This is a genomic window from Teredinibacter franksiae, assembly GCF_014218805.1.
In the GTDB taxonomy this organism is placed as follows: Bacteria; Pseudomonadota; Gammaproteobacteria; order Pseudomonadales; family Cellvibrionaceae; genus Teredinibacter; species Teredinibacter franksiae.
In genome coordinates this window covers 3471840-3496271 of record NZ_JACJUV010000001.1, presented here as the reverse complement: position 1 = coordinate 3496271, position 24432 = coordinate 3471840, and the positions used below count along the sequence as shown (strand labels likewise).

Here is a 24432-nt window from a genome sequence, read left to right as displayed (position 1 = left end):
CTTTACGCCTCCTGGTCTTCGCCGATAAGCAACTGTGTGTCGCTTAAGTATTTATAGGGGGGAATTTCCAAATTGATGGGCGCGGGCACACCTGAAAAAACGCGGCCAGCAAGATCAAATTTGGAACCATGGCAACGGCAGAAAAAGCCGCCAATCCACTCGGCGCCACCGAGGTCTTCCGCACCAACTTCTGGTCGGTAGGTTGGCGCGCAGCCGAGGTGTGTACACAACCCCAGCAATACGGCGATCTCTTCCTTACCTTCAACAGAGCGAACCCGGTTTTTTACATATTCAGGCTGAGTAGAATCTTCTGAGCTGGGGTCACGTAAGCGTGACTCTACAGTCTCTAGGCTCGCCAAAGCCTCAGGAGTACGGCGCAAAACATATACGGGTTTGCCCCTCCACTCTACTGTCATCATTTGGCCTGGCTCCAACTTGGAGATATTGACTTCCACTGGTGCGCCGGCAGCTTTCGCCTTAGCGCTGGGGTTCCAAGAACCCACAAATGGAACAGCTACACCCACAACACCGGCAGCGCCCACAACAGACGTCAGGGCGGTCAACACGCGGCGGCGCCCTTCGTTCACACCGTCATTACTCACGACGTTTTTCTCCCCTACAAATGAGGCTTATTAAGGCCAAAATTTTAATTTAGCTAATGAATTCTCGAATGTATTTCAATAAGACCTTTCCCCTGTGGCGGGCGAGTCGTATTGAGTAAACATCTAAACAGCCGGCAACACGCCAACTTCACACTGATTATTATAGTTGGGGAGCTGCACCAAACCCTGGTTAATCCCCGTCGAACAGTTAGGAACGATAAACACCTTTAAGCTCAAACACACCGTCGACAGAAGCATCGCCCCCACAAAATGTGGCGTTATGGTAAAGAAATTCGCTAGAAGAGACAAGGTAAGGCGACGCTTAAGCCCACAGAACACGGGGAGTACACTTCTAACTCTGTGTGCCCCGCACCCGCCGGATACCGTACATCCGACCCCGGCTCCTGTGCGTCCGGCACCCGCCGGATACCGTACATCCTGTACATAAAAAACGCCCAAACCGATAGGGTATGGGCGCTCTTCCAACCAACCACTGTAGCCAAATAGGCCGACAGATTAACGTTTGGAGAATTGTGGCTTCTTACGCGCTTTACGCAGACCAACCTTCTTACGTTCAACCTCACGAGCATCGCGGGTAACATAACCGGCGGCGCGGAGTGTTGGGCGCAGGGCTTCGTCGTAAGCCATTAATGCACGGGTTAAGCCGTGTCGAATAGCGCCAGCCTGACCGAAGCTACCGCCGCCTTTGACGGTTACTTTCACATCAAACCTTTCAGCGTTATCCGTGGCTTCCAGAGGCTGACGCACAATCATGCGAGCCACTTCACGGCCAAAGTACTGATCCACAGGTTGATCATTAACAGTAATGATACCGCTGCCGCTTGTAATGAAAACGCGCGCAGTCGAAGTTTTGCGTCGACCCGTACCGTAATATTGTTCAGCTGCCATTGTAAGCTCCTAGTTATATGTTGAGTTCTTGAGGCTGCTGGGCGGCATGAGGATGCGTTTCGCCGGCGTAAACCTTCAGTTTTTTAAACATTGCACGACCGAGGGGGCCTTTCGGCAGCATGCCTTTTACGGCAGACTCGATGGTACGCTCTGGAGCTTTGGCAATCAGCTTTTCAAAGCTGATAGATTTCAGGCCACCGATATAACCGGTGTGGTGTTGGTACATCTTGTCCGATGCCTTCTTACCGGTAACATGAACTTTTTCGGCATTGACTACAACTATGTAATCACCGGTGTCCACGTGCGGCGTATACTCGGGCTTATGCTTACCGCGCAAGCGGTGAGCAATCTCTGCAGCCATGCGGCCGAGAGTTTTGCCGTCAGCATCTACGATGTACCAGTCGCGTTGAACTGTTTCAGGTTTGGCACTAATAGTCTTCATGTTATCTGCCCTGCGAAGGTACGGGTTTTAAAAGAAAATACTCTGAGCCGAAACTACACTACCCAATACAGGCAGGGCCCCGGCGAAAGGAGCGCGGATTCTACAGAAAGGCTGCACAATATTCAAGCAGCGAATTGAGGCTGGCAAGGTTCAAGGTTTGTGGGGGCTCGCCAGATACTCGTGGCTTTGCATTTCCTGTACTCGGCTCACCGTTCGCTCGAACTCGAATGCCAGCTGAGTGCCTTGATACAATTGATGAATCGCCGCCTCGGCGGAGAGGATAAGCTTAACGTTGCGGTCGTAGAATTCATCAACCAAATAGATGAAACGCCTAGCCTGATCATCGTTCTGACCCGTAAACTTCGGTACCCCCTGAACAATGACCGCATGATATTCACGGGCCAGCTCAATGTAGTCGTTCTGCGACCTAGGCCCGTCACATAGTGCAGCAAAGCTAAACCAGGCTACGTCCTCGGCCACATGAGTTGCCTGAATAATGCGACCCTCTATTTCCAGATCAACCCGCTCATCAACCGCACTCTGGTCGGGCAGCAAACTGTGAAAGCACTCATTAAGTTGACGCTCTACTGCCTCGCTGCTGCCAACATAGTAAAGCGCCGCCTGCTCTAGCGCTCGCAACCGATAATCAACGCCGCCATCAACATTCAGAATATCGCAGTGCTTATTTAAAAGCGCAATCGCGGGCAAAAACCTCACACGCTGTAAGCCATTGCCGTAAAGTCCGTCGGGCTCACTATTGGAGGTTGTCACCAGCACCACGCCGCGGGCGAACAAACCTTCGAGTAAATTAGCGAGAATCATCGCGTCGGTAATGTCGACCACAAAGAATTCATCGAAACAAATAACGCGAGCTTCTTTGGCCAGCCTTTCGGCAACAACATCTAGTGGGTTTTGTTGATCTTGCAGAGAGGTAAGCTCGCTATGCACCCGCCGCATAAAGCGATGGAAATGGGTTCGCATCTTGGCATCAAAGGGCAGGCAATCGAAAAAAACATCCATGAGGTAGGTCTTCCCTCGACCAACACCCCCCCAAATATAAAGGCCTTTGACCCTCGACCGCGAACCGCCCAACACCCTCTTTAGCTTTTTATACCAACTGCGCGCCCCCCAGGGTGAATCACCATGGGTTTCCAGCAGGCTCTCATACAAAGCCTGCAAATGGTCAACCGCCCGCTCTTGGGCCGCGTCTACTACGAATCCATCTTTCGCTAAGTCCGACTCATAGCGGCTTTTTGGTGAAACATTCATGGCTAAAGACAATCGATAGGCTACTCAAATTAGGGCGCACACTTTACCTGAATTTTAGCGACAATGAAGCCGAACCAACGTTTGTGCGTCTTGTTCGGACCACGCGACACATTCTGGTGTATTATTCACGATTACAGGGATCAGCATTTTAATTGGAGGTAAACCTTGTTTTCGCTTGAAATCCTTTCAATGGTTGGCGCAATACTATTTGTCCTTGGCGGGCTGGTAGGCGCAATTCTTACACGCTCATTCGCTCCTGCGGGGCAACAGAAAGAGCTGGAACAAAGCCTGCAGCTAACACGGCAGGAGCTCAATCAATATCAACAAGAAGTTGCGCAGCATTTTGCCGAAACATCCAAACTTGTTAACAGTCTTACGCAAAACTACAAAGACGTGCACGAACACCTTGCTCGAGGCGCCATCAAGCTCACTAACCCCGACATTAGCAAACAAATTCTCGAGGCGGGGGAAGGCACACTAGGCATTGAGGGCGGCGAAGCCATTAGTGACTTACAGCCAGAGCCACCTCGCGACTGGGCACCCAAAACCCCTGGGCAAACCGGCACCCTAAGTGAGGAGTATGGCCTAGACGACGATAAATCGGACGAAGACGCACCTCCCGAGAACTACCAACCAAGTAAAACCGGCAGCTAGTACTGGTAACAATTTCAGGCTGCCGGGGCCAACTGTAGATATTTTGGGCAGCCTACACTGTGCTGCCTTTTTTCAGCGCCCACAACTGACGCGTTAACCCCGTAGCGGACCACTGCGAATAACAACGACAGGAACGCAGAATGGATACCATCTACAAAATCATCACTTATACCCGCTGGCCGGTTGTCATTGGGCTACTGGTGGCACTCGTAGGTTTGGTAGCATTTCCCCAGCTAAAAAATGCCTCAATGATGGTTGCACCAGCAGGGAATGCTCCCCTTCGCGGCCTTTCCCCCTATGAAGGGGAGAGTTGGGGTGGGCCAGTATCCTATGCTCGGGCGGTTGCACGAGCAGCTCCTGCAGTTGTTAACATCTACACACTTAAGCAGGTGAATATTCGCCGCCACCCTTTATTTGATGACCCTTTGTTCCGCCATTACTTTAATAACTCAGACATCCCCCGGCAAAAACGTATGCAGTCGGCGCGAGGATCTGGCGTTATCGTCAGTAAAGAGGGCTATATACTCACCAACAACCACGTAATTAAAGGCGTAGATGAAATTGTGGTTGCGCTGTCTGATGGCCGTGAAGCAAGAGCCGAGCTAAAAGGCGCAAACAGTAAAAGCGACCTCGCGGTTCTCAAAATAGAACTCGACAACCTTACCCCCATCCCAATTGGCTCACCCGATACCACCATGGTGGGCGACGTTGTTTTAGCTATAGGTAACGCTTTTGGTATGGGGCAAACCGTTACCCAAGGGATCGTCAGTGCAACCCGACGGCGCGGCTTTAACATTGCCGACTTTGAAAATTTTATTCAGACCGATGCAGCCATTAACCCAGGAAATTCTGGCGGAGCCTTAATAGACGTCCACGGCAACCTGCTGGGTATAAACACCGCTAACCTCGACCAGAACGGATATGCCGGAGGCATTGGCTTCGCCATTCCCGCCGATACCGCCATCCAAACACTAAACGATATTGTTGAATTCGGCCGTGTTGTAAGAGGCTGGCTGGGAGTCGAAGCCCAATCTTTGTCGCCTCAGCTGGCGCAATCCTTCAAGCTCCGCTCCACCAATGGCGTTCTGATTACCCATGTGTACAGCGGTGGGCCAGCCGACAAAGCGGGCCTTCGGCCTGGTGATGTTATTACTCGCATCAACAATCAGATGGTGGGCGATGGCCGCTGGGGACAGCAGGAAATTGGAGAGTCTCGCCCTGGAGACAAAGTTTCAATTGAAATTGTTCGGCAAGGAAAGCTCCAAGTAATGGAAGCGGTTTTGGGTTCCGAACCCATCGCCAGTTAACCTTCGGACTATTTGATGTAGACGTCAAAGGGCTCGCCACAAAAAACGTTCAATAAGGTTCGCACTTATCTATGCATGCCCTAAGCCCTCTCCTGAAACACTGGCTTCAACTACAGTGCCAAATGATCCACAACTGCAACTATGGCTTGCTGGCACAGCAGGAATCAGACACCAATAACACCGTGCTTGCCGTATGGCCCGACTCCTGCGAAACCGAAAACCACGCTATTGATACCGCTAAAAAAGTTATCAGCCAACAACGCTTACATATATCCAAACCCCACAACGGTGAGGTTTTTCTTGGCTACCCGGTAAAAGTGAAAAATCAGTTTTGGGGAACGCTGGTTGTTCGTTTAAATCGCCACGACAGCACAACCATGAAAGCCGTCATTCGACTACTCGACTGGGGTTTAAACTGGCTGCAATTTATTCTTTTCGAATACGATACCTATATTGCTCGCGCACTTACCGACAGCGCGCCAAACCTTGCGCTCAATACCCCCGAGAGCAGCAGCAACCCCAGCCAGGCACTGAACCTGCTCAGTATTGCCCTGCGAGAACCCTCACCAGAGGAAACGGCTATTTCCATCGCCAACTTCCTGGCATCTCACTTTGATCTGGAGCGCGTAAGTATTGGTCTTAAACGCGGAAACAAAATTAAATTGGCTGCGGTGTCCTTCTCGGCGAATTTCGACCCACGAACACTGGCCATGCAAAATATTTTGGGAGCAATGCAGGAGTCTTGGGAGCAACGTCAAGCCATTAACTTTCCACAGCGCTCCGAAGAGCAAACAGCCACCTCCATTATTCGGCTGAACCACCAGCGCCTGCTTAAGAGTCACAAACTCCAGTCCTGCCATACTTTTTTGCTACGCACAGAAAACGCTATCACCGGCGCAATCACCATAGAGCACACCAAAGCTCAAGCGCTAAACGAAAACATACATGCATTCATCGAAAATAGCGCTCGCTCGCTCGCAACCATTTTCCATATAAAACAAAAGGCACACCTGAGTCTCGCACAGTTTATTCGCACACGATTCCTCAACGGTATAAGTCGTATTTTTGGCGCCCAACACCCTGTTGAGCGGCTGTTGCTGGCAAGCAGTCTGATATTTATAGTCGCATTATTTCTACCGAGCGATTTCAATATCTCCAATAAAGCCACTGTTGAAAGCACCAATAGGCATTTACTGGTTTCACCCTACGAAGGCTTTTTGGGGAACATCTACGCTCGCCCTGGAGAGCTGGTAAAAGAAGGTCAGCTGCTTGCGAGCCTGCGCGATGAAGAACTCAACTTGGAACGCCGAAAACTGTCCAGCCAACTACAACAATTTCGACTTGAATACGACAACGCGCTCGCGAACGGCAATCGAGCACAGGCTGCCATTGTCAACGCACAAGTTGAACAAAGCCGTATCGAGCTAAGACTTATTGAGCAAAAGCTGGAGCGTATACAGCTTAAGTCACCCATTAGCGGTATTGTAGTTTCGGAAGACATCAGTCAGTCACTCGGTGCGCCTCTGGAGCAAGGCGAAGTACTGTTTGAAATTGCCGACAGCAACAGCTACAGGGTTACCCTCTATGTTGACGAAAAAGATATCCGTTTTATTCAACCCCTGCAGCAAGGCAAGCTCACACTAAAAAGCCTACCAGGAAAGCCGTTTGAAATTGAAGTAGAACAAATGACTCCACTCAGCGAAGGTAGCGAGGGCAGAAATTTTTTTCGAGTAGAGGCTAATTTTTCTGTATCCGAGAAACGAGTGGAACAATCGTCTACACAACCCAGCAGTAATTCAACCGAACTGTCACAACAATTACGCCCCGGAATGACCGGGTCGGCAAAAATCTTTATTGAACGACGCGCACTCGGTTGGATTTGGTTCCACGACATATGGAACTGGTTGCGACTGGCCTTTTGGTTTTAGCCTATGTCCAGTCCCTCTTTATGGCAACGCCTGAACAAATTAAAACCGTCTTTACCTTATCATGTTCGTATTCAGCCACGACAGTACGGAAAGGAAGCTTGGTACGTACTCGAAGACACCGCCAACGGAAAATTTCACCGTTTTAATCGGCTAGCGTACCAACTGCTCGGCTTCATGAACGGGCGCAATACGCTCGAACAAATACTACAAAACGCCTCGCAATCGAGCCTGCGCCAAACACTAGACGACATCCCAACGCAGGAAGATCTCGTCGATTTACTCCAATATCTTTACGTTGCCGATTTACTGATATGCGATTTTCCACCACAAACTGCGCATCTCTTTGACCGCAGCCAAAAGCGTAAACAGCGTTTTTGGCATCAAATCATTAAAAGCCCCTACGCCTGGCGTATTCCGCTACTGAAACCTGGCAATTTCCTGGAAACCATTGCCCCCGCATTCAGGTGGATAACATCCCCTCTTGCCGGAATTCTGTGGCTGGCAACAATCATCTACGCACTCGTACTTGCAGCGAGTAACTGGTCGCAAATATCAGCAACCCAATTAACCAGCATACTCGCACCCGAAAATTTATTACTACTGTGGCTCACCTACCCACTGCTTAAAGCGCTGCACGAACTCGGCCATGGTTTATTCACCACCGTATGGGGGGGGCATGTTACAGAATTCGGCATTGTTTTTATTTTGGCGACACCTTTTCCTTATGTCGATGCTACGGCAGCAACCGGTTTCCCCAGCAAATCTCAACGACTCATGGTCAGCGCCGCAGGTATGGCAGTTGAATTACTACTGGCCGCCATCGCCTTAATTTTTTGGCTACATATTGAAGAAGGGTTACTCAGTAATATTCTTTTCAACATTGTCTTAATCGGTAGTGTATCCACCCTATTTTTCAACGGCAATCCACTTATGCGTTTTGATGGCTACCACATATTGTGTGATGCAGCCGATCAACCCAACCTTGCAACGCGCGCACTATTACAATTGCGCTATCTCATAAAACGCTATGGTTATGGACTACACGAACAACAGTCTATTGCCGTCACCAAAAAAGAAAGCCTGGGCCTTACGCTATACGGCGTCGCCGCCTTTTTGTATCGTTTAGTGGTTCTCACAACTATCGTACTGGTTGTCGCCCAGCACTTCCCTTCTTTTGGTTTGTTTTTAGCCGCTTGGCTACTAATTTTTCAGCTGTTACTACCACTATTAAAATACGCGGCCTATCTAGCGTCTAGTAAAGAACTGCAACAGGGTAGAACTCGGGCGTTAACACTATCGTTTGCTAGCGTAGCACTGGTTTCTGCGTCGATATTTTTTATCCCTACGGCCCACAACACTGCCGCAGAAGGAATTGTCTGGCTACCCGAGAAGGCGCGAATACGCGCCGAGAGTTCGGGTGAGGTTGTGTATGCCAATATAGCAGATGGAGAAAACGTTCAAGCAGGCGACACTTTATTGCACCTGTCAAACATCGACACCACAGCCGAGCTTTTACTACAGCAGGCTACATTAAAAGAGTACCAGTCCCGCTACGAGCAAGCCTGGTCGCTGGATCGCTCGCAAATTCAGTTATTCGAACAGGACATTAAATCGATTAAGCTAGAGATTGCGTATCTACAGGAGCGGGTTAACAACCTAATGGTTCGCAGTCCTAGCGACGGTGTTTTCAGAATGATTGGGCAGCATCAATTACTGGGAAGCTTTATTCGTGAAGGCGATATCATTGGCCTAGTGCTAAGTAAACAACGACCCAAAATTCGTGCTGTATTGAAGCAAGAAGAAGTGGAATACGTGCGCGCAGACACGCGCAACGTATGGGTACGGTTGAGTAGCAATCCCGGAACAAAACTCGCAGGCACCATTACCACTCAAGTTCCTGCTGGCACCTACGCATTGCCGAGCGCCGCATTGGGCACTTCAGCTGGAGGTCGTATTGTTGTAAAAAGTTCCGATACAGACCAGCTGCACACCAACGAACAGGTGTTTTTATTGGATATCGATGTACCCGCTGTGGGTAACCTGCAACATTTTGGCGAGAAAGTCTTCGTACAGTTTGCTCACAAACCAGAAACACTAGCCGAAAAAATAACGCGTACACTCCAACAGACGCTTGTTTCAATTCTTCGCAGTGAAGCACAATAATCGCCCATTACGATTCTAGATACACAACACAAATTCACCAGTACGTTTGAATTCGCGCCAAAAAGTAGAGTACTCTAGGGAATCTCTTAACAACACCTTGTCGATAGAAAGATTAATTTTCGCTAATCGGCACTGATATCGCGTACTAAGCTAAAGTTATTTGAACAGTATTTGATTTCACAAGTCAAAATAGAGCATATGAAAAAACTTCACACAGCCGTCCTCTTGGCGCTAGTACTGCAGACACCTTCTGCAATGCCTAACGAACCAGTGGCATTCAATTGCCGAATCGAACCCCATGTACGGGTGGATGTCAGCAGTTCAGCGGAAGGCGTGGTCAGCGAAGTACTGGTATCTAAAAACGATAGTGTTTCCGAGGGCGATGTACTAGCAAGACTAGAGGCATCTCTGGAATCAGCTACTGTCGATCTGCGCCGCTTACAGACGGAGCTTACGAGTGATGTTGATGCACAGAAGCTTACGCACAAATTTGCGCAAAGAAACCTTAAACGCGTACAAGATCTTTACGATAAAAAAGCGGCCTCCTACGCCGAGCTGGATAAGGTTAAAACCGAATATGAACTCGCCGCCCAGCAACTACAGCAAGCAAAGGATAGAAAACGGCAAGCCGAAATGGAATATAAGCGTGCTTTGGCAGACCTCTCGCAAAAAACCATTACCAGCCCAATTGAAGGTGTGGTTGTAGAACGCTACAAGGAACCTGGAGAACACATTTACTTTGAGCCTATCCTGCAAATTGCACAACTCAACCCACTAAAGGTTGAGGTGTTCGTGCCTGCTCACTTCTACGGCAAAATCAAGCTTGGCATGAATGCGGTGGTGACCCCGGAGCTAAACATTGCCCGCAGCTTTTACAATGCCAAAGTGGATCAAGTAGATAAAGTGATAGACGCCCCCAGTAATACCTTTGGCGTGAGCCTTAGCATCCCCAACCCTTTACTCGACCTGCCGAGCGGCCTCAAGTGCAAGGTATCCTTTCCCGACGTTCGCAACCAATCGGCGCTTTTAGGCAGCTAAGAAATCTCAGGTTAAGCCATGGCATCAGCGCATGCGGAAGTTCAAACGTTTAAACAGTACTTTGTGTGAGCAACTAAAAAAGCAATTAAAAATAACAATTCGCTATATTACCTATAAAAACATAGTGTTATGTGGATTTGTGCGCAACAATGACATGTTAGATTGTTTTTCGCACAGGTGTAAGGGAGATTACGCGCCCTATTCGGGAGTGGGAAGCCAGAACAGATATCCAACAAAGGAGATGTTTTCTATATCGGTTCTGCGTCCGGCGAGCAGTATTTTCACGTTTTACCTATGAAAATGACCACCAATTATGCGCGAGCACAAAAATAGACATCGAAGACGAGTAATCGCGGAACCGCTGGAAGACCGGCTAATGTTCTCCGCGACTGCCGATATGGTGTTGCTTGACGACGACCTACTGGCCGCCAGCGACCTCAATAGCGAAGCCGCCGAGGTGGACCTCCTCTCCGTTCTAGAACTACCAGAAGCTGTCGACATTGAGGCTGACAGCAAAGCAGAAGATACGCTAATTACAGAGAGCACAGAACTCGACGAGCGTGAGCATTACCCCGGCCACATTATTTTTACCGACCCCTCCGTTGAGAAGTCCGACTCACTAATAGACGACCTTACCGCCTCATATGGCGATAACGACTACAAAGTATTCACTCTAGAGCAAGACAGCGATGGCATAGAGCAGATGTCGCTGATCCTCGCACAATATGCTGGCGTGAAAAGCGTACATGTACTCAGCCACGGTAACGAAAGCCAACTGAATATTGGTTCTACCCGCCTCGACAGCCAAACCGTACTGCAATACCAAGAGCCTCTTCAAGCTTGGAACAATGCACTAGACGAAAGCGCCGATATCCTACTTTACGGATGCGACCTAGCTGCAAATAACAACGGCCAGCTATTGGTCCAAACCATTGCCACCTTCACCCAAGCAGATGTTGCCGCTTCCAATGATCCAACCGGCAACACAGAGCTGGGCGGCGATTGGCACCTAGAAAATACCACCGGAACTATTGAAACAGCCGCTATTTTTGCCCCCAGCTGGCAGGGCTTGCTGGGAACAATAACGGCTAACGATGACAGCGCCAATTACTGGCATGGTGAAATCATCACCGGCAACGTTATCACCGGTACTGGCGGCATTAGCGTTATTGCAGACACCATTGTGTCGGCACCCGGTGAGATTGTGTCCGTTGAATACGATAGCACCGTTTATAGCAGCTTCGTTGACGATGAGATAACCATCAACGCCTATAACGGCACGCTGGTAATGGATCGAGACGGTACTTACACCTTTACCTCCAATGGTGCCAGCGCAAGTGCAGAGTACCAAAACTGGGAGGCCTCCTATGTATTGTATGGTTATGTAGACGGTGCCGACCACACAGGATTTCTTAGTAGCGACTTGGACCTAGGTTCTGCAAGCGTAACGGTCGACCTGGGTATTACCGGTTTAGGAAACCCGGATTCCGGGAGCGATGAACTCGATAACGCCGAAGTTCTAGTGATTGACCTGGGAGCAGATTACACGCGAGCAGAGCTCGTCCTTAACTCCTTAGGCAGCAGCGAAGATGTGGACTATACCCTTTTCGCCTCCAATTTCAGTGAAGTAGATAGTGGCAGCTTTAGTGGCGATGCCGACGGTGTTGTAAGCGTTGACTTATTCGACAACCCTTTATTGGGCTACGATAGTTTTCGCTATATAGCCCTTGAACCCGAAGACATACTTCCCTTGTTACCCGATGGTGATTCCTTCCGTATCCAGGAAGTTACCGCTTATCAATACGATCCAAATGATGGCAATTTTACAACAAACGAAGTATTCACCTATACCGTCGATGACAATGATGCTGACAACGGCGACCTTCAGGCTGCAACCCTCACTTTCGTCAATACCAATAATAGTAACAACGTACCAACGCTGAGCTTCTCTGGAACCGAGTCCGAGGGTGACACCCTTACAGCCGCACAACCGACCGACGCAGATGGCACCACCGGCAGCAGTTTCAGCTACCAGTGGCAACAGAGTGACAACGGCAATGACACCTGGAGTAATATTTCAGGCGCAACCAGTGCAAACCATATACTAACCGCTGGTGATGCGAGTAAATATGTACGAGTGAACGCAACATTCACCGATGATGCCGGGCACACAGAAAACATCTACTCAGCGCCATCTGATGCTATCAACAGCCTCGCAAGCATATCTATAGGTGGCACGGTAACCATCGACCAAACCATCTCAGGGAATGTAACGGACGCAGACGGTACAAGCGGAGCCATCACTTACCAATGGCAACGCAGCGACGACGGCGTAAGCAGCTGGACAAATATCGGCTCAAACCAAAATTACACGCTCACCTCAGCAGATGTGGGCAAATTTGTTCGGGTTTCTGCGAGCTTTACCGATGATACCGGCACTTCAGAGGCGCCAGTTTCTGTAGTAAGCGCCCAAATAGCAGAAATTCCAATCGCCACCGATGACACAGCCAGTTTCTTTGTAGGAGAAACCTTATCGGGTAACGTGATTACAGGCGAGGGCGGATCAGGTATTAGCGCAGATACGCCAGGTACGGGACCAGCAACACTTTCGCAGGTTGAGTATGACAGTACCACCTACAGCTCTTGGGATGGAGACGGCAATCTTGATATCACGACAACAAACGGTGTAATTACCTTTAATCAGGACGGCTCCTATACATACTCCCCCACAATGGTGGGCGTAGGTGGTGATTTCGAGTGGGAAGATGTCCACTATACAATCTATGGTTATAGCATGGGGGTCGACTATGACACAGGCTCCCTAAATCTCGGAAATGCAGACGCCCTCCCATTTGGAGACCCTAATGACACTTTACCAGAACTCTACGACAGCTCTGCAGGCCTAGGGATACGCTATTCGGATGGCGATGACCATATTAGTGATAACGGCATCGATAGCGATGTAGACCCAATCAATGCCGAAACCGAAGCGCTCGCTATCGATTTCGGCGCTGACGCACGAATTTTTCAGGCGACATTCTCAAACTTCGGCGACTCGGAATCTCTTATTTGGACAGCTTACGACTCATTGGGAGCCTCAGTTCAATCGGGTACGCTTATCGGCTCACCTGATGGAAGTGGCTCTACGATATATTCTAACCGCACCGTTTCTGTAAGCGGGGATTTTCAATATCTAGTATTTACTGGGGATACAACTAACGCAAATGCTGATGCGTTTCGCATCTACTCAATTAGCGTCTTAGATAATAGCCCTGCCAATCTCGATTTTGACTACACACTAACGGATTCAGACGGTGATTCGGATATTGGTCTTTTAAGCTTCACCTATACCGATGATAACAATATTCCTACGCTCACAATTTCCGGTACTACCAACGAGGGAGACACACTAACGGCTGCAGGCCCAACAGACACTGATGGTGTTTCTGGCGCGGTAACCTACCAATGGCAACGTAGTGGCGACGGCGTTAAAAACTGGTCAGATATTGGCAATTCGAATAGCGCTACCTACATGGTCGCCGGATCAGATGATGGTGAGTACCTTCGAGTTCTTGCTACCTACGTAGATGATGAAGGAACCCACGAAACAATAGCCTCTGATGTTTCAACGCAGATTACAGCCAGTAATAACTCACCAAGCCTTGGGAACTCGAGCCTGACCGTTGATGAAGGCAATCTCCTGGTTATCACCAGTGCCCAAATTTCTGCCACAGATCCAGATGACAACGATGACAATCTACTATTTACCGTATCCAATATTACCAACGGTGAATTTCAGCTTATCAGTAACGACACAACCGCTGGTGAATTTACTCTTAGCCAAATCAACGCGGGGGAAATCAAGTTTGTTCATGACGGTTCAGAAACGGCATCAGGAACATTCGATATTACTGTTGAAGATGAGGCAGGCCTGAATGATTCGCTTACCAGCCAGGTTATCACCGTTAACGCAACCAACGATGCACCCGTGGCCACCGACGACGTGGTTGGCACCGACCAGGACACTGCTTTAACTTCTCAATCGGTACCAACACCAACCGATGTCGACGGCACTATTAATGCAACATCCTATGCGTTAGTGGCCGATGTCGCTGAAGGCGCGCTTACATTTAATAATGACGGCACCTATGCATTTAATCCCAACGGCGATTTTGATGATTTAGCCAACGCCGCTACACGTGATGTCACCTTTACCTACACGGTTGATGATAACAACGGCACAACCAGCAATACCGCTACGATCACCATTACTGTTACCGGTACTAACGACGCACCGGTCGCTGGCAACGAGTCAGTCGGCACAGACCAAGACACAACATTAAACGATGCCGTTCCAACACCAACCGATATCGACGGCACTATTAACGCAACCTCTTACGCGCTAGTCGCGGATGTTGCTGAAGGTAATTTGACCTTTAACAACGACGGCACTTATTCGTTTAATCCCAACGGCGATTTTGACGATTTAGCCAACGCCGCAACACGCGATGTGACGTTTATCTACACGGTTGACGATAACAACGGAGCCACCAGTAATACCGCTACCGTTACGATCACCGTTACCGGCACAAACGACGCACCGGTTGCGGGCAACGAAAGTGTTGGTACGGATCAAGACACAACTTTAAATGACGCGGCTCCTGTTCCTACCGATGTGGACGGCACAATTAATGCCACATCCTATGCATTAGTGGCGGATGTTGCTGAAGGGAATTTAACCTTTAACAACGACGGCACCTATTCGTTTAATCCCAACGGCGACTTCGACGACCTCGCCAATGCCGCAACACGTGACGTCACCTTCACCTACACGGTTGATGATAACGACGGCACAACCAGTAATACCGCCACCGTTACGATCACCGTTACGGGTACTAACGACGCACCGGTCGCTGGCAACGAGTCAGTCGGCACAGACCAAGACACAACATTAAACGATGCCGTTCCAACACCAACCGATATCGACGGCACTATTAACGCAACCTCTTACGCGCTAGTCGCGGATGTTGCTGAAGGTAATTTGACCTTTAACAACGACGGCACTTACTCGTTTAATCCCAACGGCGACTTTGACGACCTCGCCAATGCCGCTACACGTGACGTAACCTTTACCTACACGGTTGATGATAACGACGGCACGACCAGTAATACCGCGACCGTTACTATCACCGTTACCGGCGCAAACGACGCTCCGATTGCTGGCAACGAGTCAGTCGGAACCGATCAAGATACAATTTTAAATGATGCCGTACCTGTTCCAACGGATATCGACGGCACTATTAACGCAACGTCCTATGCATTGGTTTCCGATGTTGCTGAAGGTAATTTAACCTTTAACAACGACGGCACTTACTCGTTTAATCCCAACGGCGACTTCGACGACCTCGCCAATGCCGCCACGCGAGACGTCACCTTTACCTACACCGTTGACGATAACGATGGAACCACCAGTAATACCGCAACGATCACCATTACTGTTACAGGTACTAACGATGCTCCGGTTGCGGGCAATGAGTCAGTCGGAACCGATCAAGATACAATTTTAAATGATGCCGTACCTGTTCCAACGGATATCGACGGCACTATTAATGCAACATCCTATGCGTTAGTGGCCGATGTCGCTGAAGGCGCGCTTACATTTAATAATGACGGCACCTATGCATTTAATCCCAACGGCGATTTTGATGATTTAGCCAACGCGGCAACACGCGATGTCACCTTTACCTACACGGTTGATGATAACAACGGCACCACCAGCAATACCGCTACCGTTACGATCACCGTTACCGGCACAAACGACGCACCGGTCGCTGGCAACGAGTCAGTCGGCACAGACCAAGACACAACATTAAATGATGCCGTACCCGTTCCAACGGATATCGACGGCACCATTAACGCCACATCCTATGCATTAGTGGCCGATGTCGCTGAAGGTAATTTAACTTTCAACAACGACGGTACTTATTCGTTTAATCCCAACGGCGATTTTGACGATTTAGCCAACGCCGCAACACGCGACGTGACGTTTATCTACACGGTTGACGATAACAACGGAGCCACCAGTAATACCGCTACCGTTACGATCACCGTTACCGGCACAAACGACGCACCGGTTGCGGGCAACGAAAGTGTTGGTACGGATCAAGACACAACTTTAAATGACGCGGCTCCTGTTCCTACCGATGTGGACGGCACAATTAATGCCACATCCTATGCATTAGTGGCGGATGTTGCTGAAGGGAATTTAACCTTTAACAACGACGGCACCTATTCGTTTAATCCCAACGGCGACTTCGACGACCTCGCCAATGCCGCAACACGTGACGTCACCTTCACCTACACGGTTGACGATAACAACGGCACCACCAGCAATACCGCTACCGTTACGATCACCGTTACCGGCACAAACGACGCACCGGTCGCTGGCAACGAGTCAGTCGGCACAGACCAAGACACAACATTAAATGATGCCGTACCCGTTCCAACGGATATCGACGGCACCATTAACGCCACATCCTATGCATTAGTGGCCGATGTCGCTGAAGGTAATTTAACTTTCAACAACGACGGTACTTATTCGTTTAATCCCAACGGCGATTTTGACGATTTAGCCAACGCCGCAACACGCGACGTGACGTTTATCTACACGGTTGACGATAACAACGGAGCCACCAGTAATACCGCTACCGTTACGATCACCGTTACCGGCACAAACGACGCACCGGTTGCGGGCAACGAAAGTGTTGGTACGGATCAAGACACAACTTTAAATGACGCGGCTCCTGTTCCTACCGATGTGGACGGCACAATTAATGCCACATCCTATGCATTAGTGGCGGATGTTGCTGAAGGGAATTTAACCTTTAACAACGACGGCACCTATGCATTTAACCCCAACGGTGACTTCGACGATTTAGCTAGCGCCGCAACACGCGATGTGACGTTTACCTACACGGTTGACGATAACAACGGCACCACCAGCAATACCGCTACGATCACCATTACTGTTACCGGCACAAACGACGCTCCTGTTGCGGGCAATGAGAGTGTTGGCACCGATCAAGATACCGTTTTAAATGACGCGGCTCCCGTTCCTACCGATGTGGACGGCACTATTAACGCAACGTCTTACGCGCTAGTCGCAGACGTTGCTGAAGGTAATTTAACCTTTAACAACGACGGTACTTACTCATTTAATCCCAACGGTGACTTTGACGATCTCGCCAATACCGCCACGCGCGATGTCACCTTTACCTACACCGTTGATGATAACGATGGAACCACCAGTAATACCGCCACCGTTACTATCACCGTTACCGGTACTAACGATGCTCCTGTTGCGGGCAACGATAGTGTTGGCACCGACCAAGATACCGTTTTAAATGACGCGGCTCCCGTTCCTACCGATGTGGACGGCACCATTAACGCCACATCCTATGCATTAGTAGCCGATGTCAGCGAAGGTTCATTAACGTTTAATAATGACGGAACCTATGCATTTAATCCCAACGGGGACTTCGACGATCTCGCCAACGCCGCAACACGCGACGTCACCTTTACCTACACCGTTGATGATAACAACGGCACAACCAGTAATACCGCTACGATCACCATTACTGTTACGGGCACCAATGACGCACCGGTTGCGGGCAACGAGTCAGTCGGTACAGGCCAAGATACAATTTTAAATGATGCCGCTCCCGTCCCTACCGATGTAGACGGCACCATCAACGCCACATCCTATGCATTAGTGGCCGATGTCGCTGAAGGTAATTTAACTTTCAACAACGACGGTACTTATTCGTTTAATCCCAACGGCGATTTTGACGATTTAGCCAACGCGGCAACACGCGATGTGACGTTTACCTACACGGTTGATGATAACAACGGCACCACCAGCAATACCGCTACGATCACCATTACTGTTACCGGCACAAACGACGCTCCTGTTGCGGGCAACGAGAGTGTTGGTACGAATCAAGACACAACTTTAAATGATGCCGTACCTGTTCCAACGGATATCGACGGCACTATTAATGCAACATCTTACGCGCTAGTCGCGGATGTTGCTGAAGGGAATTTAACCTTCAACAATGACGGCACCTATTCGTTTAACCCCAACGGTGACTTCGACGATTTAGCTAGCGCCGCAACACGCGATGTGACGTTTACCTACACGGTTGACGACAACGATGGAACGACCAGCAATACCGCCACCATCACCATAACGGTGAGCGGTAATAACGACGCACCGGTCGCTGGCAATGAGTCAGTCGGAACCGATCAAAATACACTTTTAAATGATGCCGCGCCCGTTCCAACCGACATTGACGGCACCATTAACGCCACATCCTATGCATTAGTGGCTGATGTCGCTGAAGGCGCGCTTACATTTAATAATGACGGCACCTATGCATTTAATCCCAACGGGGACTTCGACGACCTCGCCAATGCCGCTACACGTGATGTAACCTTTACGTACACCGTTGATGACAACGACGGCACGACCAGCAATACCGCGACCGTTACTATCACCGTTACCGGCGCAAACGACGCACCGGTTGCGGGCAACGAGAGTGTTGGTACGGATCAAGACACAACTTTAAATGACGCGGCTCCTGTTCCTACCGATGTAGACGGCACTATTAATGCAACATCCTATGCATTAGTGGCTGATGTCGCTGAAGGCGCGCTTACATTTAATAATGACGGCACCTATGCATTTAATCCCAACGGCGACTTCGACGACCTCGCCAATGCCGCCACGCGAGACGTAACCTTTACCTACACGGTTGATGACAACGACGGCACAACCAGCAATACCGCAACGATCACCATCACCGTTACCGGTACCAATGACGCACCGGTCGCTGGCAACGAGTCAGTCGGCACCGATCAAGATACAATTTTAAATGATGCCGCGCCCGTTCCAACCGACATTGACGGCACTATTAACGCAACGTCTTACGCGCTAGTCGCGGATGTTGCTGAAGGGAATTTAACCTTCAACAATGACGGCACATACTCGTTTAATCCCAACGGCGACTTTGACGACCTCGCCAACGCCGCTACACGTGATGTAACCTTTACCTACACGGTTGATGATAACGACGGCACGACCAGTAATACCGCGACCGTTACTATCACCGTTACCGGTACCAATGACGCACCGGTCGCTGGCAACGAGTCAGTCGGCACAGACCAAGACACAACATTAAACGATGCCGTTCCAACACCAAGCGATATCGACGGCACTATTAATGCGACGTCTTACGCGCTAGTCGCGGATGTTGCTGAAGGTAATTTAACCTTTAACAACGACGGTACTTACTCGTTTAATCCCAACGGCGACTTTGATGATTTAGCTAGCGCCGCAACACGCGATGTGACGTTTACCTACACGGTTGATGATAACAACGGCACCACCAGTAATACCGCCACCGTTACCATCACCGTTACCGGTACTAACGACGCACCGGTTGCGGGCAACGAAAGTGTTGGTACGGATCAAGACACAACATTAAACGATGCCGCTCCCGTTCCAACCGATGTCGACGGAACGATTAATGCAACATCCTATGCATTGGTTTCCGATGTCGCTGAAGGGAATTTAACCTTTAACAACGACGGCACCTATGCATTTAACCCCAACGGTGACTTTAACGATTTAGCTAACGCCGCTACACGCGACGTCACCTTTACCTACACCGTTGACGACAACAATGGAACGACCAGTAATACCGCTACCGTTACGATCACCGTTACCGGCACAAACGACGCACCGGTTGCGGGCAACGAAAGTGTTGGTACGGATCAAGACACAACATTAAACGATGCCGCTCCAACACCAACCGATATCGACGGCACTATTAACGCAACCTCTTACGCGCTAGTCGCGGATGTTGCTGAAGGTAATTTGACCTTTAACAACGACGGCACTTACTCGTTTAATCCCAACGGCGATTTTGACGATTTAGCCAACGCGGCAACACGCGATGTCACCTTTACCTACACGGTTGATGATAACAACGGAGCCACCAGTAATACCGCCACGATCACCATCACCGTTACCGGCACGAACGACGCACCGGTTGCGGGCAATGAGAGTGTTGGTACGGATCAAGACACAACTTTAAATGATGCCGTACCTGTTCCAACGGATATCGACGGCACCATTAATGCCACCTCCTATGCATTAGTCGCTGATGTAGCTGAAGGCGCGCTTACATTTAATAATGACGGCACCTATGCATTTAACCCCAACGGTGACTTCGACGATTTAGCTAGCGCCGCAACACGCGATGTGACGTTTACCTACACGGTTGACGACAACGATGGAACGACCAGCAATACCGCCACGATCACCATCACCGTTACCGGCACGAACGACGCACCGGTTGCTGGCAACGAGTCAGTCGGAACCGATCAAGATACAATTTTAAATGATGCCGTACCTGTTCCAACGGATATCGACGGCACTATTAATGCAACATCCTATGCGTTAGTGGCGGATGTCGCTGAAGGGAATTTAACCTTTAACAACGACGGCACTTACTCGTTTAACCCCAACGGCGATTTTGACGATCTCGCCAGCGCCGCCACGCGAGACGTCACCTTTACGTACACGGTTGATGACAACAATGGAACGACCAGTAATACCGCAACGATCACCATCACCGTTACCGGTACTAACGACGCACCGGTTGCGGGCAATGAGAGTGTTGGTACGGACCAAGACACAACTTTAAATGATGCCGTACCTGTTCCAACGGATATCGACGGCACCATTAATGCAACATCCTATGCGTTAGTGGCCGATGTCGCTGAAGGTAATTTAACTTTCAACAACGACGGTACTTATTCGTTTAATCCCAACGGCGATTTTGACGATTTAGCCAACGCGGCAACACGCGATGTCACCTTTACCTACACGGTTGATGACAACGACGGCACGACCAGCAATACCGCAACCGTTACTATCACCGTTACCGGCGCAAACGACGCTCCGATTGCTGGCAATGAAAGTGTTGGTACGGATCAAGACACAACATTAAACGATGCCGCTCCTGTTCCAACCGATGTCGACGGAACGATTAACGCAACGTCCTATGCATTGGTTTCCGATGTCGCTGAAGGGAATTTAACCTTTAACAACGACGGCACTTACTCGTTTAATCCCAACGGCGACTTCGACGACCTCGCCAATGCCGCAACACGTGACGTCACCTTCACCTACACGGTTGATGATAACGACGGCACAACCAGTAATACCGCCACCGTTACGATCACCGTTACCGGTACCAATGACGCACCGGTCGCTGGCAACGAGTCAGTCGGCACAGACCAAGACACAACATTAAACGATGCCGTTCCAACACCAACCGATATCGACGGCACTATTAATGCGACGTCTTACGCGCTAGTCGCGGATGTTGCTGAAGGTAATTTAACCTTTAACAACGACGGTACTTACTCGTTTAATCCCAACGGTGACTTTGACGATTTAGCCAGCGCCGCAACACGCGATGTCACCTTTACCTACACCGTTGACGACGACAATGGCACAACCAGTAATACCGCTACGATCACCATCACTGTTACCGGTACTAACGACGCGCCTACACTCACAAGCAACAATCTAAGTGTGGATGAGGGCGAAACGGTTGTTATTAACAATACGAGTTTTGCAGCCACCGATTTTGATACCGCTGACAACACGCTAATATTTAGCGTCGCCGATATAAATAACGGCACATTCCAATTAGTGGCTGATGATTCTGTCGTTACCAGCTTTAGCCAGCAACAAATCGTCAACGGTGAAATCAAATTCGTTCATAACGGCAGCAATAATGCACCCGCTTATACCGTAACTGTGAGTGATGGTAATTCCACTAGCTTACCAACAGCGGCAACCATTATATTTAATACCGTTAATGATTCTTCAACAATCTCCATTGCCGGCACGCCAACCGAAAACCAAACATTATCGGCCAACATCATCGACGACGACGGGTTTACCGGCGAAAGCTATCAATGGCAACGCAGTGTCGATGGTACCAACTGGACCAATATCAGCGGTGCAACAAACACCACCTACACCTTGGTTAACACAGATGTTAACCAGCTTGTTCGCGTAACGGCTTCTTATACCGACGGTCAAGGCACCTTAGAACAACCGGTATCCTCAGCATCTACAGCCATTACCAATGTCAACCAAGCAGGTACTGTGACCCTTACGGGTAGCGCTACAGAAAACCAAGTACTCACCGCTAACTTAACAGACGACGACGGTTTATCTGGCAGCGTTAATTACCAGTGGCAACGCAGTATAAACGGCATAACTGGCTGGAATACTATCACCGGCGCTACGAGCGAGAACTACACGCTGGCAGATGACGACGTAAACCAGTACTTGCGCGTGGTAGTTAGCTATGTAGATGACTATGGCACGGCAGAAAATATTACATCAGCGGCTAGCACTCAGGTTGTAAACCTCAATGATGCACCGATTACGGCTGAACCCATTAGTGATCAAGTCGCAACAGAAGATACACCCTTTATATTTACCTTCTCGGATACTGCCTTCTATGACGCAGATGGAGACAACCTGATATACGCAGCGCAATTGTCGGATACCAACCCGCTGCCAAGCTGGCTAAGTTTCGACACTAATACACGTACCTTTAGCGGAACGCCTACAACAAACGCAGACGGCGGCAACTATAGTGTGCAACTCTTGGCCGACGACGGCAGCGGCAACCCGGCCACTATCGATTTTAATGTGCAAGTCAACGTCGTTAACGATGCACCGACAACGAGCGGTATAACAGACATCTCCGCACTCGAAGACCAGCAGGCTTCGATCGTTGACTTGTTAGCCGCGTTTCAGGATGAAGAAACCGCTGACGCTAACTTAACCCTACAAATTGTTTCAAACTCCAACCTACAGCTGTTTGAAGCGGCCACCATCGACACAGCCAGCGGGCAACTTCAACTCACCTACGCCAACAACCAGTATGGCGACAGTACCATCACCGTGCGCGCAGAAGATGCGCAGGGTGTTACCGTGGAGGCATCGCTTACGATAACGGTGGCCCCGATGAACGACGCACCTCAAGCAAGTGAGCTGAGTGGTATATCACTGGTCAGTGGCACTACAACCGAAAATCAAGTCGACCTTAGCGGTGTTTTTTCAGACATAGATGAAAATGATGTCTTGACCTATAGCGTAGCGAGTAACTCCAACACTGAACTAGTACAAGTTACCGCCATAGATAGTGAAACCCAGCAGATAATACTGGGGCTCTCACCCCAATTGTCCGGGGATTCTATTCTTGTTATACGGGCAACCGATTCCCAGGGAGCCTTTGCCGAAACCACACTGGTCGTCAGTATTGATCCCGCGCCGGTTATTGAACTGCCTATTGACGACGTTCTGCCAGAAACGCCCGATACCAGCCTGCCAGAAACACCCATTGATCAACCTGAAGATGATCAGCCAGAAGAGGACATTACCGACCCGATCGTTGATGACATGCCCACAACCGAAAACAATGGCTACAATGATTTCGTTCAACTAGCCAACACCACTAATGGCAACCAAACTGTTTTTGTAGCAGAAGGCCAAGCTGACTACAGTCAACAGAGGGATGACAGTCCCAAGGTTCGCAGTAGCCAGCAAATCAGCGAGTCAGTGGAATTCAACTCCAGCCTTGCCAGCCCTAGCAGCTTTAACAGCTTTAACAGCGGGTATCTCAGCGACCAGGATGTTGCTGACTTCAATAACGAACTGCGCAAGCTTAAACAAGATATGCAGGAAATTATTGACGATGAAGCCGAGCAAAGTGCTATTTACAAAGGTATTAGCCTTTCCGTTACCACCGGCATCATTATCTGGGCTTTGCGCGCCGGCAGTTTGTTCCTCACACTTTTCTCTATGATCCCCATCTGGAAAGGCATGGATCCACTACCCGTGATCACCAACCTACAAAGACGATTAGATACAGAAAAGCAAAAACGCGACCAGCAAGAAGAAGATAAACAGCGCAAAGAAGTTGGTTATATGTTCGACCGCGGATCAGAGAATTAGAGGCTGCCGT

Annotated in this window: 10 protein-coding genes; 6 read left to right on the top strand and 4 right to left on the bottom strand. The window is 49.5% G+C overall.

The window, feature by feature from the left end; genetic code table 11:
- Positions 1-2 precede the first annotated feature (2 nt).
- From petA to zapE, 4 genes are all read right to left on the bottom strand, one after another.
- The gene (gene petA, locus H5336_RS14860; RefSeq protein WP_185235043.1) at positions 3-602 is read right to left on the bottom strand and encodes a ubiquinol-cytochrome c reductase iron-sulfur subunit; all 600 of its coding nucleotides are present in this window, start codon (positions 600-602) and stop codon (positions 3-5) included.
- Between the two features lie 516 nt (positions 603-1118).
- Positions 1119-1511: a 30S ribosomal protein S9 gene (gene rpsI / locus H5336_RS14855; RefSeq protein WP_185235042.1), complete on the bottom strand. Its 393-nt coding sequence runs from the start codon at positions 1509-1511 to the stop codon at positions 1119-1121.
- A 13-nt stretch (positions 1512-1524) separates the two neighbouring features.
- Positions 1525-1953: a 50S ribosomal protein L13 gene (gene rplM, locus H5336_RS14850; protein ID WP_185235041.1), complete on the bottom strand. Its 429-nt coding sequence runs from the start codon at positions 1951-1953 to the stop codon at positions 1525-1527.
- A 150-nt stretch (positions 1954-2103) separates the two neighbouring features.
- On the bottom strand, positions 2104-3222 hold the full coding sequence (gene zapE, locus H5336_RS14845; protein WP_185235040.1) for a cell division protein ZapE: 1119 nt from the start codon (positions 3220-3222) through the stop codon (positions 2104-2106).
- Between the two features lie 165 nt (positions 3223-3387).
- Between zapE and H5336_RS14840 the strand changes: the two genes are divergently transcribed.
- The 6 genes from H5336_RS14840 (at position 3388) to H5336_RS14815 (ending at position 24422) form a co-directional block, all read left to right on the top strand.
- Positions 3388-3876, top strand: a complete 489-nt coding sequence (locus tag H5336_RS14840) for a Z-ring associated ZapG family protein (RefSeq protein WP_246439104.1) — start codon at positions 3388-3390, stop codon at positions 3874-3876.
- 140 nt (positions 3877-4016) lie between these two features.
- Entirely contained in the window at positions 4017-5183 is a 1167-nt protein-coding gene (locus H5336_RS14835; RefSeq protein WP_185235039.1) for a S1C family serine protease, read from the top strand.
- Between the two features lie 122 nt (positions 5184-5305).
- Positions 5306-7111, top strand: a complete 1806-nt coding sequence (locus H5336_RS14830) for an efflux RND transporter periplasmic adaptor subunit (protein WP_185235038.1) — start codon at positions 5306-5308, stop codon at positions 7109-7111.
- 3 nt (positions 7112-7114) lie between these two features.
- Entirely contained in the window at positions 7115-9274 is a 2160-nt protein-coding gene (locus tag H5336_RS14825) for a peptidase M50 (protein WP_185235037.1), read from the top strand.
- Between the two features lie 198 nt (positions 9275-9472).
- Positions 9473-10312: an efflux RND transporter periplasmic adaptor subunit gene (locus tag H5336_RS14820; RefSeq protein ID WP_185235036.1), complete on the top strand. Its 840-nt coding sequence runs from the start codon at positions 9473-9475 to the stop codon at positions 10310-10312.
- A gap of 376 nt (positions 10313-10688) precedes the next feature.
- Positions 10689-24422, top strand: a complete 13734-nt coding sequence (locus tag H5336_RS14815; protein WP_185235035.1) for a cadherin-like domain-containing protein — start codon at positions 10689-10691, stop codon at positions 24420-24422.
- Positions 24423-24432 lie beyond the last annotated feature (10 nt).

Coding starts and splice junctions, on each gene's coding strand:
- H5336_RS14835 (WP_185235039.1), top strand. CDS start 4,017: ATGGATACCATCTACAAAATCATCACTTATACCCGCTGGCCGGTTGTC.
- H5336_RS14825 (WP_185235037.1), top strand. CDS start 7,115: ATGTCCAGTCCCTCTTTATGGCAACGCCTGAACAAATTAAAACCGTCT.
- zapE (WP_185235040.1), bottom strand. CDS start 3,222: ATGAATGTTTCACCAAAAAGCCGCTATGAGTCGGACTTAGCGAAAGAT.
- H5336_RS14830 (WP_185235038.1), top strand. CDS start 5,306: ATGATCCACAACTGCAACTATGGCTTGCTGGCACAGCAGGAATCAGAC.
- rplM (WP_185235041.1), bottom strand. CDS start 1,953: ATGAAGACTATTAGTGCCAAACCTGAAACAGTTCAACGCGACTGGTAC.
- H5336_RS14815 (WP_185235035.1), top strand. CDS start 10,689: ATGTTCTCCGCGACTGCCGATATGGTGTTGCTTGACGACGACCTACTG.
- H5336_RS14820 (WP_185235036.1), top strand. CDS start 9,473: ATGAAAAAACTTCACACAGCCGTCCTCTTGGCGCTAGTACTGCAGACA.
- rpsI (WP_185235042.1), bottom strand. CDS start 1,511: ATGGCAGCTGAACAATATTACGGTACGGGTCGACGCAAAACTTCGACT.